Origin of the sequence: Thiocystis minor (genome assembly GCF_016653465.1) — a bacterium.
GTDB lineage: Bacteria > Pseudomonadota > Gammaproteobacteria > Chromatiales > Chromatiaceae > Chromatium > Chromatium minus.
This window is the reverse complement of record NZ_NHSQ01000044.1, coordinates 1-9,568: the sequence shown is the minus strand read 5'-3', so window position 1 is coordinate 9,568 and position 9,568 is coordinate 1. Positions and strand designations below refer to the sequence as shown.

General features: G+C 62.4%; 12 protein-coding genes and 1 pseudogene. 6 read left to right on the top strand and 7 right to left on the bottom strand.

Annotation, left to right across the window (positions count from 1 at the left end; genetic code table 11):
• Window positions 1-116: 116 nt before the first annotated feature.
• The 4 genes and pseudogenes from CCR95_RS03990 to CCR95_RS03975 all read left to right on the top strand — a co-directional run.
• A pseudogene (locus CCR95_RS03990) lies at window positions 117-356 on the top strand (IS701 family transposase); the annotation flags it as partial.
• A 136-nt stretch (window positions 357-492) separates the two neighbouring features.
• Window positions 493-666 carry a hypothetical protein gene (locus tag CCR95_RS03985; RefSeq protein ID WP_201092078.1) on the top strand — a complete coding sequence of 58 codons (174 nt, stop codon included), beginning with the start codon at window positions 493-495 and terminating at the stop codon, window positions 664-666.
• 99 nt (window positions 667-765) lie between these two features.
• A complete protein-coding gene (locus CCR95_RS03980) occupies window positions 766-1,467 on the top strand; it encodes a response regulator transcription factor (protein WP_201092075.1) in 702 nt (233 codons plus the stop codon).
• Between the two features lie 304 nt (window positions 1,468-1,771).
• Entirely contained in the window at window positions 1,772-2,029 is a 258-nt protein-coding gene (locus CCR95_RS03975) for an InlB B-repeat-containing protein (RefSeq protein ID WP_201092073.1), read from the top strand.
• 131 nt (window positions 2,030-2,160) lie between these two features.
• Here the strand turns inward: CCR95_RS03975 and fdxB are convergent, their stop codons facing one another.
• The 7 genes from fdxB to nifE form a co-directional block, all read right to left on the bottom strand.
• Window positions 2,161-2,472, bottom strand: coding sequence for a ferredoxin III, nif-specific (gene fdxB, locus CCR95_RS03970; RefSeq protein ID WP_201092071.1), 312 nt, complete (start codon window positions 2,470-2,472; stop codon window positions 2,161-2,163).
• Window positions 2,473-2,596: 124 nt separating this feature from the next.
• A complete protein-coding gene (locus tag CCR95_RS03965; protein ID WP_201092069.1) occupies window positions 2,597-2,809 on the bottom strand; it encodes a CCE_0567 family metalloprotein in 213 nt (70 codons plus the stop codon).
• Window positions 2,810-2,828: 19 nt separating this feature from the next.
• Window positions 2,829-3,302, bottom strand: coding sequence for a NifX-associated nitrogen fixation protein (locus tag CCR95_RS03960; RefSeq protein ID WP_201092068.1), 474 nt, complete (start codon window positions 3,300-3,302; stop codon window positions 2,829-2,831).
• Between the two features lie 3 nt (window positions 3,303-3,305).
• Window positions 3,306-3,806 carry a SoxR reducing system RseC family protein gene (locus tag CCR95_RS03955; RefSeq protein ID WP_242523049.1) on the bottom strand — a complete coding sequence of 167 codons (501 nt, stop codon included), beginning with the start codon at window positions 3,804-3,806 and terminating at the stop codon, window positions 3,306-3,308.
• Window positions 3,794-4,279: a NifB/NifX family molybdenum-iron cluster-binding protein gene (locus CCR95_RS03950; RefSeq protein ID WP_201092066.1), complete on the bottom strand. Its 486-nt coding sequence runs from the start codon at window positions 4,277-4,279 to the stop codon at window positions 3,794-3,796. The genes CCR95_RS03955 and CCR95_RS03950 overlap by 13 nt, the downstream gene beginning before the upstream one ends.
• A gap of 244 nt (window positions 4,280-4,523) precedes the next feature.
• A complete protein-coding gene (nifN, locus tag CCR95_RS03945; RefSeq protein WP_201092064.1) occupies window positions 4,524-5,921 on the bottom strand; it encodes a nitrogenase iron-molybdenum cofactor biosynthesis protein NifN in 1,398 nt (465 codons plus the stop codon).
• Window positions 5,914-7,377: a nitrogenase iron-molybdenum cofactor biosynthesis protein NifE gene (gene nifE, locus CCR95_RS03940; protein ID WP_201092082.1), complete on the bottom strand. Its 1,464-nt coding sequence runs from the start codon at window positions 7,375-7,377 to the stop codon at window positions 5,914-5,916. Before nifE ends, nifN begins: the two co-directional genes overlap by 8 nt.
• A gap of 296 nt (window positions 7,378-7,673) precedes the next feature.
• On the opposite strand from nifE, the gene CCR95_RS03935 reads away from it, so the two are divergent.
• Both CCR95_RS03935 and CCR95_RS03930 read left to right on the top strand, forming a co-directional pair.
• On the top strand, window positions 7,674-8,282 hold the full coding sequence (locus tag CCR95_RS03935; protein WP_201092062.1) for a DedA family protein: 609 nt from the start codon (window positions 7,674-7,676) through the stop codon (window positions 8,280-8,282).
• A 435-nt stretch (window positions 8,283-8,717) separates the two neighbouring features.
• A complete protein-coding gene (locus CCR95_RS03930; RefSeq protein ID WP_201092060.1) occupies window positions 8,718-9,257 on the top strand; it encodes a methylated-DNA--[protein]-cysteine S-methyltransferase in 540 nt (179 codons plus the stop codon).
• The last annotated feature ends 311 nt before the right edge of the window (window positions 9,258-9,568 follow it).

The window sequence follows — 9,568 nt, the reverse complement described above, 5'->3', positions numbered from 1 at the left end:
GCCGTTCGCCTCACGCCGCTGATCCAGCCATTGCGCAAGCACCAATAACGCTTTGCAATCAAGTATTGGCAGCGTTTGGGGCGCTGTCAAAAATTCTTCTATAGCGGTTTCAGTAATGGTGTATCGAGGAGTATCACAAGTCGCTCAAGTCCAATGCGGCCTTGGCCAAATCACCGACACGGACGCTGCGCACGCAGAGCAACCACGTTTTCCTCTCGATCTGCGCGGTCTTCAAGCTCGAATGCCTCAAACGGGTCCACAAGCTCAATCACTTCGCGCTACGCGCGAAGCTCTATGTCGAGGCCCTTCAGCATGCCTTCGGCGAACTCAGGCGCCTGAAGGCGGCGGCTGCGTAACATCAGTAATTATTTCTTCCATCCCAGCGTCGGCGTCTTTCAACGCGAGGCGGATAGCGAATGGATCCGCAGTCTGCAACTGGGCCGCCTCTATCTGCTTGACCTCCCGAATTTTTCCGGGCAGGAATTGCAATGGATGTATTCCGAGGCGTCGGCGAGCTGGATCCTCTGGAATCCTCAGACCCCTGGATTCATCTATCAGGAACTCACGAACATGATCTACCAATACGACCCGCAAACGCTGCGGTTCGTCAGGCGTCCGGATCTTGATTTCTCGGTCTTCACGCCCGCGACCGAGCCGGCGCTCTGATCACGCCGGATGACGCCCACGGCATGAGCGTCCAATGCAAACCGCGGCGGACGCTCGCGTTCGGGATGGGTCAGTCTGACATCGCCTCGTGTTCGCTTTATGCCTGACACAGCCACCCATGACATTGGTATCGTCGTCATTGAGGATCATGACGATCTGCGCGAGCTGACCGTCGATCTGCTCGCGTCTCAGGGCTATTGGGTGCGCGGCTTCGACAGTGTCGAAGCCCTGTCCGAAGCGTGCCCGCCACCTGTTTTCGAGATTGCGCTGCTCGATGTAGGGCTACCCGGCGAAAGCGGGCTGGCGCTCGCCGAGCGCCTGCGCGCCGTGCGGACGGAGGTTGGCATTCTGATGGTGACGGCCCACGGTCAACTCGACGAGCGGGTGGCGGGTTACGACCGCGGCGCGGATCTCTATCTCTGCAAACCGGTGGCACCGCAAGAGTTGCTGGCCGCCGTGGCCGCGCTCGCGCGGCGCCTGCATCACCCCGAGCCGGCCGAAACGGATCTTGCGCTGGATCTTGATCGGCTGCTGCTCGTCGGCGCCTCCGTTGAAATTTCCCTCAGCCTGGTGGAAGGCACGGCGCTTCAGGCGTTCGCCATCGCGCCGCGACGTTCGCTTGAAACCTGGCAGTTGCTGGAGCTACTGGGCAAGCCGTTGGACGTTCACGGCAAGGCGCAGCTTGAGGTCTTGCTGTCGCGCCTGCGTAAAAAGCTCATCGCGGCAGGCGCGCCCGCGCCTGCCATCAAGGTCCAGCGCCAATGCGGTTACCGTCTCTGTCGACCGCTCTGGCTGCGCTAATGCTCTGATGCTCTGATGCGCGTGGCGCTTGGCCAGCGTAGAGACTCTTTCAACTGCGCCTGACCAGACGACGGCGGGTCGAACGAGGTTCAGGCGGAGACCGGCCTTGAGGCAAAGAGGTTCAAGCTCAACCGCTTGTTGGCATTGGGGACAGACCCTGAGCGGGCGCGCAATCCATCGGGTACGTCTGTGCTCATGACCTAAGAAGTGTAGGCACTCGAACCCTCGCGCGGAACGGTCGAGATCGAGTAGTCAGTCACGTTGAAACTGCACCACGGTCAACGGAGCTACCTGCGCCGTCACCATGAGCGCGGCCAAAAGTGTGAAGGCGATCTTCAAGGCGATCCCCAAAGACACCCTGAAGGTGAGCAAGTCTGGCGCCGGCACGGTGACGAGCACCCCGAGCGGGATTCGCGGCGGCAGCGATTGCAGCGAAGTCTATCTCAAAGGGGCTGCGATCGGCTTGACCGCCAGCCCGGCCTGCGGATACGTGTTTAGTGGCTGGAGGGGGCTGTGCTGGTACCGGAAGCTGCAACCTGGCGATGAACACCGCCAAGCGTAAAGGCGACATTCGCGATCAAACGATAGCTTGGCTCCGCTGGGTTGCGCTTCTGGCAACCCAACAACCACCCCTCAGGTGTCCATCGAACTGCGGCGGCGAAGCGCTTCGGCGACGGTTAATGCGTTGCGCAGTTAAGCCGCGATGGCCTGGGGTTCGTGCGACAGGCAGTTTTTCGGACACACTTTTGAACACGCCTGACAGCCGATGCAGTCGAGCTGGTCCTTGAGATTCATGACCATGCCAGGTACTTCTTCGTCGAAGTCGTCATCGTCGCTTTCGCTCTCTTCGAGATCGAGATCGTCGCGATCGATCAGTTCGAAGACATCGCGCGGACAGACTTTGTAGCAGCGGCCACAGCCGATGCAGTGGTTTTGGTTGATGTCGACGACGAACGCGGGCGTCCATTCGACCCCGCCGCGCGTGACACCTGTGATGATGGACATGATGGTTCTCCAGGGTTGTATAACTGAGTTGTCGGTTGCCAGTGGTCAGCAAGGATTTTCCCGGTCGGGAAAGCCAGGAGCAACATGGGGCGGTGTGCGGCAGGCATCGCGCCCTGGGGTCGCTTTAACTCTCCGCCTCGGCCGCCTTGAGCCTGGCCACGGCATCGGCCCAGGCCCGACAGGCTTCGTAGGTTGACTGCGCGATGCGGGGGATTTCCTCATAGGCAGCGGGTAGACGGTCTTCCACCAGATCGTGCATCTCGCTGGCCTTTTCGCTGGCGATCCGCTTGGCTTTGCTGACAGCCTTTTCGAGTGCCTTGAGTTCTTCATGGGTCATTCAATGTTCCTCGCGTCGATCAAAGTCCCGCCACCTTCGGATAGGTGCCGATCAGTTCCAGGGCGACAGACAGGATCTTGTCGCCCTCGTCCTTCATCTTGGATAAGCTCGGAAAGCCGAAACGATGGACATCGCGCAGGGTGCGGTCCATGACGACCAGTTTGCCGACGGTGATCAGCGCGCGCCCGAAACCCTCATGGCTCAGGTTGACCAGAGGGACGGCCATCAGGCCGCATTCGGATTCGATCATGGCCGAGATGGCGTTGTAGAAGACCTTGATCCGGGCAATGACGAGTTCGTCGGGATCGCCGATGATCGGGATCTCGCGCTTCTTTTCCTTCGTGAGGATGAAGGGCTCCAGGATCTCGGTCGTCGACAGCGAATCGTAGGTTCCGTAAGGGTCGATGGCGCGCATCTGGCGCACCATCTCGACGACGAAGCTGGAGGTCAGGAGTCCTTCGTTTTCGACGCTCGGGGTGACTGTTTCGGTCATGGTTCAGGTCTCGATGGGTGAATGAATGTCTGCGAGGCGGATGCCGCCAAGCTCGTCAGCCCGACGGATCAGGCGCGGCCGATAGCGTTCGCGTCCGGAGGCATCGCCCGTGAGTCGACCGCCGAGCCAGAGTCCGGAGCCTAGTCCGGCCAGGCCAAGCAGGGCGACCGCGCCTTCGGGGAGGTGTAGGGCCGTGCCGATTCCGGCGGCGGCCACAAGCGCGATCACAGGGAGCAGATAGGCGATCAGCGAGGCGCGCACCAGGGTGCCGTCGGGGATACCGATCACCACCCGGTCGCCGGGGCGCAGTCCCGCCGGGGCGTCGATCCGCAGACTGTTGCGGCCCTCGCCGAACAGCTTGGCAATGGCCGATGTGCCGCAGACGCTGGCGCTGTCGCAGTGACTGCAGGCACTCCGGCGACGGGTCTCGACCCAGGCGCCGCCCTCGTCGACAGCGACCACGGAGGCGACTTCCTCGATCATTGGCTCGGTCACTCGCTCCATCCCTCGGCCTCCATGGCGTCGAAGCGTTGCGTATGCCTGGGATGCTGGCTCTCGATGGCGCGGGCGAGCCAGGCGCTGGGGCCGTCGCGCATCTCGGTCTGGAGTCCGCAAATTGCCTGGGTCAGGGGCGTGCCCGCCGACACCTTGACCGGCTGGATACCCTTGGGCCGAAGCTGATTGACCGCCGAGGCGCCGATTGCCTGACAGTAGATGGCGATGCAGCCCTGGAGCGCGTCGATCTTGGCGGCGAGTTTGTCCTCGTTACCGTCCATGTCGAGCTGGCTAAACTGGACGACCTCGATCAAGTTCGCCTGCTCGGCGTCGATCGCGTAGATGGCGAAGGACTCGGCGGCGCCGAAGTGCTGATCGACCTGTTTCAGATTGGAGGTGGCGAAGGCCACCTTGACCGCTGCGTTCATGCGTTTTGCCTCGTTGCCAACACTCAGGATTCTCAGGCGTCGTTCCACGGTCATGGGGATCTCCGATCCTGATGGGGGTGATGGATTCTGCTTCGCTCTCCAAACCCTGGGAGCGCCGGCTTGGCTCTGGGAGCGCCGGCTTGCAGCCGGCTCCTGCCGACAGGCTGTCGGCTTTGTCGGAGCCAACCGCTGACTCGGAGTAACCCGCCAACTCGTCCGGCTGCAAGCCGGACGCCCCAGGGCCGGCTGCAAGCCGGCGCTTCCAGGGGTGGCGATTTGGCGCGGGGTGAGAGTGCATCTAGGCGGCGTGCTGGAGGTTTCCGTGACGCTCGTTGTCCGGCCATTGTTTGAGCGGCGAGCGATAGGGGTGGATTTCGCCCTTTTCCTGCGTCAACAGGATATTGGCCAGATCGAAAAGGGTTGCGCGCGTGCCCTGGTAGCCGATCCAGGTGCGCTGGAAACCGCCCAGCAGGTCGTATTGCGGGAAGCCGGCCCGTAGCAGGGGAATCCCGAGACGTTGCCCCGTGTGGACGCCGTGCGAGTTGGTGATCAGAACTTCGGCCAGGCGCGCCCGCGCGCCGAGTTCGAGATCCTCCAGGTCGCCGATCTTGACCTGATCGCAGACGGCGTTGGTCAGCGAGGGGGCGTTGATCGGGCTGACGGCAACCACGGTTTCGGCCCCGACGCCCGCGAGCATCTGGGTCAGACCGACCAGCAGATCGGGATCGGCGGCGATGGCGAAGCGGGACATGCCGAGCATGAAATGACAGTCCAGCATGGCGTCCTGAAGCTGGGCGCGCTGGCGCTCGATTTTGGCCGGAACCGGGGCGGCGGCGAGTTCGGACAGGGTCAGGATCAGCGCGTCGACGGCATCGAGGCCCATCAGGTGCGCGAAACGATGGTCGGGAACGCCGGTGCGGGCTTGGAGCGCGTCCGCCGGTGCCTGCATCGAGTCGCCGATCACGAGCGTCGCCAGAGCATCGCCCAGGGTCGTCAAATCGCTCACCAGCGCGCCGCCGATGGAGAGCGGGCTGTAATCGGACTCGGGCAGGTGACCGTCGAGCGAATCGGAGAGGTCGGGCAGCACCACCGGGCGCAGCCCGAACAGCTCGATCAGATCCTTGAGATGCTCCAGATCGCCGGGTGTGAGGTGCGAGCCGGCCAGCACATTGACCTGACGGCGGCGTCGGCCCGGTTGGGTGCCCGCCTCGGCGGCGGTCGGGACCAGGGTGTCGATGATGGCGCGGGTCGCCTCGGCGTAGCCCGATTCCATCGATCCGGTGAAATCCGGGGTCGAGACCGCGACCACCGGGATGGCGTCGAACTGCGGATAGGTCTGGCGGAAGACGCGCACCGCCATCTGGATATCCGCGCCCTGCGTTTCCACCAGTCCGGTGGTGGGCACGCCGATCAGGTCGGGGGCGTGCTTTTCGCAGAGCGTCTTCAGACCCTCGACGACCATCGACTCGCTGCCCATGACCGCGCTGATCTGATCGATGGCGGTCGACTGCAACGGGATGGGTTCGCGGAAATGACGCACGAACAGGATCTTGCCGAAGGCGGTACAACCCTGCGCGCCGTGCAGCATCGGCATGGCGCGGTTGAAACCCAAAAAGGCGAGCGCCGCGCCGACCGTCGAGCTGGCCTTGAGCGGGCTGACCGAGAGTGCTTTCTTGCGTTTGACGATCTCAGGCATGACTGGCCTCCACGGCGATGGATTCGGCTTCGTTGGCGACAGTGACCGACGCGGCATCCGCCGCTGGTTGCGCGATAACCGCGCGCGCCCAGGGTGCCGGGCGGCGGACCGCCTCCCAGACCGGGCTCTCGATGGTCAGGCAGAGTTGTTTCGCCAGTTCCTCCATGCCGGCATAGCCGGAATAGCCGAATTCGCGTTCCTGATTGATGTCCAGAAAGGGGATGCGCGCCTTGAGCGCGGTGTACATGTTGCGTCCGCCGGCGATCAGGATGTCGACCCCCTGGGTGTTGACCATGTCGATCAAGGTGCGCGGATTGCCTTCCTCGATCATCACGGCGTCCTCGCCCATGAGTTCGCGGATGCGCGCCTTGTCGTCCTCGGTGGATTTGCGGGTACCGCTGGCGACCACCGTCATGCCCAGATCCTGAAGCGCGGAGATCACCGACCAGGATTTGACGCCGCCGGTATAAAGCAGCACCTTGCGGCCCTGCAGACGCTGGCGCCAGGGCGCGAGCGCGGCATTGGCTCGCGCCTCCTCGCGGGCGATGACCGTCTCGACGCGGGCGGTCAGATCGGGATCGTCGAGAATGCGGGCGAAGTCGCGCAGCGCCTGCGAGACATCCCGTACCCCATAGAAACTGCCCTCGAACCAGGGCGTGCCGTAGGCGTCCTGGAGCTTGCGGGCGACATTCACCAGCGCCCGCGAGCAGACCATCATGTTGACCTCCGCGCGGTGCATGGTCTGCACCTCGCGGAAGCGTCCGTCGCCCGAGAGCGTGCAGAGCACCCGCAACCCGAGTTCGTCGAACAGCGGCAGCACCCGCCAGAGTTCGCCGGCGATGTTGTACTCGCCGATCAGACAGATGTCGTGGATCTTGAAGCCTTCGCGCTCGATGCCCTCGGGGAGCGGGTCCGGCTCGCGGGTGCCGCAGACATACCGGACCATCGCCTCGCCGGCGATCCGACTGCCGAGATTCTTGGCCCCATAGAAACCGGCCGCGTCGATCGGGACCACCGGCGTGCCCCAGCGCGCCTGGGCATCCTTGCAGACAGCGACCATGTCATCGCCGGTCAGGGCGGGGACGCAGGTGTTGTAGACGAAGACCGCCGCCGGCTGGTAGCTGTCGATGGCCTGCTTGATGGAGTGGAAGAGCCGCTTTTCGCCGCGACCCATGATGATGTCCTGCTCGGTCAGGTCGGTGGTCATGCCGATCTTGTAGAGGGTCGGGCCGCTGGAGCGGGTGCCCCGGTTGTCCCAGGAATTGCCGGCACAGGCGATGGAGCCATGGACGATGTGGGCGACATCGCCGATCGGCAGCATGGCGATCTGCGCCCCGTCGAAGGTGCAACCGCCGGCCGTGGCACCCGGCTTGGGCTTGGCGCAGCCGGATTTTTCCTTTCGATTGTGCGCGCAGGCCGGCTCGTCGAGCAGGGCGGCAATGTCTTTCTGCTTCATGGAGATGTCCAAGGCGTTCGCGATGAGCGTGTTCAAGCAGGCTTCATGCCATTTCTCTAATACTTGATTTTATTCGGCAAAGGCTGCCGTCAGTCCTGTAAGATTTCCGACAATTCGCCTCCTTGCGGGAACCTCGACAAGCGGTCGCGTCAAATCGGCTCCGATGGCAGAATGAGCCCTTCCGCGCCTTTCCGGGCCAATGTCGCTCGTGCGGACTTCGCCGGATTCCGGCGAGCGCTACCCAACGGCCCGCCGCCGCGGACCGCATTTCATATTTAGACGGAGGTCATTCGCGGATGCTGCATGAATTCATCGACTGGATCCTGGTGACGGTGAACGGCTGGGGATACGCCGGCATCTTCGTCCTGATGGCGCTGGAATCCACCGTGCTGCCGGTTCCCAGCGAACTGGTTCTGATTCCGGCTGGCTATCTTGCCTATCAGGGAAAAATGAACCTGATCCTGATCCTGCTGACCTCGACGGTTGGCAGTCTGTTCGGCGCCTTCGTGAACTACGGGTTAGCGCTCTGGGTGGGACGTCCTTTCCTGGAACGCTATGGGAAGTATTTTTTCGTGCGTCCAGCACTCCTGCACAAGACGGATGCCTTTTTCGCCCGGCACGGCGCCATCTCGACCTTCACCGGACGCCTGATTCCGGGGATCCGTCACCTGATCTCGCTGCCCGCCGGGCTGTGCCGCATGAAGGTTATGACCTTCGCCCTCTACACAGGCCTTGGGGCGGGAATTTGGTCCATCGTGCTGATTGCATTTGGTTATTTTATCGGCGATAACGAAGCGCTCATCAAAGACAATCTGCCCCTCGTTACGCTGGCCGCACTGATCTTCGTCGGTCTGACGCTCGTCGGCTATGCTGTCTGGCAGAAACGGCAGGCCGCTTTGTCCTGATCTGTTCCGGTCAGTCGATTCCGTTCAGGTCAATTGCCGATGGCGGTCAGTTGAGAGAGCCGTGGACGAGGACGTTTCCACCCGCGCTCGGCCAGTTGCACACATCCAATGAGGGGCCGGAATCCGCCACGAAACAGTTGCCGGCGACCTGCCCATCAATCTTGATGGTTACGTGTAAATCGTTGTTTTTCAATATTAAAATAATTGCATTGAAATCATATCGTTTTTTGGTTAAGTATTTTGAAATGAAGAACCTGCCACCGTTTTCCAGGAAATGCCCACAGACTTATCCACAGAGTTGGTTGTCGGCTGAATGCTTTCGTCCGAGTCGTTGCCACCGACACGGCATCGTTTCGAGTGACCGGCTGAATTGGTATTCGCAACTGACCGTGCGGAGCGCGCGCGGTTGCTCAAGGGTTGAGTAACAGTATTGCCATGTCGTATACATTGATCGCGACCCCCATTGGTCCGCTCGGCATCCACTGGGAAGCCGAGACCCTGACCGGAATTGATCTGGATCCGCCATCATCGAGCGTCGAGACGGAGCCGCGTCCACCCGGTGCGCTCCAGGGGCCAGCGGCCATCGACCGCGTGGATGCAATCCTGACACAGGATGGCGACGGGGAGGTCGCTCCGGCGGCAATCGTCCGTCAGTTGCGGGACTATTTCGGTCACGGAACGAATTCCTTCGACCTGCCGCTCGCGCTTGCCGGCACCCCATTCCAGCACCGCGTCTGGGCGCTGCTGCGCACCATTCCGGCTGGCGAGACCCGTACCTATGGTGAAATCGCACGCGCGCTTGGCACCGCCGCCCGTGCGGTGGGTCAGGCCTGTCGAGCGAACCCCTGTCTCATCGTCGTGCCCTGTCACCGCGTGGTAGCAGCGCGGGGATTGGGTGGATTCGCGGGCGACACCAGCGGACGCCGGCTCGCTCTCAAACGCTGGTTACTGCATCATGAAGGCGTGGCGGAATGAATCTTCTGGATGCGGAATCGCTTTTTACGCGCTGTCCGCCGAGGGTGTGCCATCGATTCTTAATTGTGTGGGATGAGCGCGGAGATCAAGGGCATCTCCATCCCTTGAGCAGGATGCAGGGGTGTAGGGGCGAATTCATTCGCCACGTTGGTTGCTCCGATGCAGGCAGGGGGGCGAATGAATTCGCCCCTAGTGTGCCCGGCATGGGCCAAGACTTGCGACCTGCAAAGAGGTCGCCGGAGAGAGTGACGACAACCGTAGTGAAGCGCAAGGCGGACGCCGCGAGGCCAAGCTGAAAGAAGCGTGGATCA

Coding starts and splice junctions, on each gene's coding strand:
- CCR95_RS03955 (WP_242523049.1), bottom strand. CDS start 3,806: ATGGAGCGAGTGACCGAGCCAATGATCGAGGAAGTCGCCTCCGTGGTC.
- CCR95_RS03965 (WP_201092069.1), bottom strand. CDS start 2,809: ATGACCCATGAAGAACTCAAGGCACTCGAAAAGGCTGTCAGCAAAGCC.
- nifE (WP_201092082.1), bottom strand. CDS start 7,377: ATGAAGCAGAAAGACATTGCCGCCCTGCTCGACGAGCCGGCCTGCGCG.
- CCR95_RS03985 (WP_201092078.1), top strand. CDS start 493: ATGTATTCCGAGGCGTCGGCGAGCTGGATCCTCTGGAATCCTCAGACC.
- CCR95_RS03975 (WP_201092073.1), top strand. CDS start 1,772: ATGAGCGCGGCCAAAAGTGTGAAGGCGATCTTCAAGGCGATCCCCAAA.
- CCR95_RS03935 (WP_201092062.1), top strand. CDS start 7,674: ATGCTGCATGAATTCATCGACTGGATCCTGGTGACGGTGAACGGCTGG.
- CCR95_RS03950 (WP_201092066.1), bottom strand. CDS start 4,279: ATGACCGTGGAACGACGCCTGAGAATCCTGAGTGTTGGCAACGAGGCA.
- CCR95_RS03980 (WP_201092075.1), top strand. CDS start 766: ATGCCTGACACAGCCACCCATGACATTGGTATCGTCGTCATTGAGGAT.
- CCR95_RS03930 (WP_201092060.1), top strand. CDS start 8,718: ATGTCGTATACATTGATCGCGACCCCCATTGGTCCGCTCGGCATCCAC.
- CCR95_RS03960 (WP_201092068.1), bottom strand. CDS start 3,302: ATGACCGAAACAGTCACCCCGAGCGTCGAAAACGAAGGACTCCTGACC.
- fdxB (WP_201092071.1), bottom strand. CDS start 2,472: ATGTCCATCATCACAGGTGTCACGCGCGGCGGGGTCGAATGGACGCCC.
- nifN (WP_201092064.1), bottom strand. CDS start 5,921: ATGCCTGAGATCGTCAAACGCAAGAAAGCACTCTCGGTCAGCCCGCTC.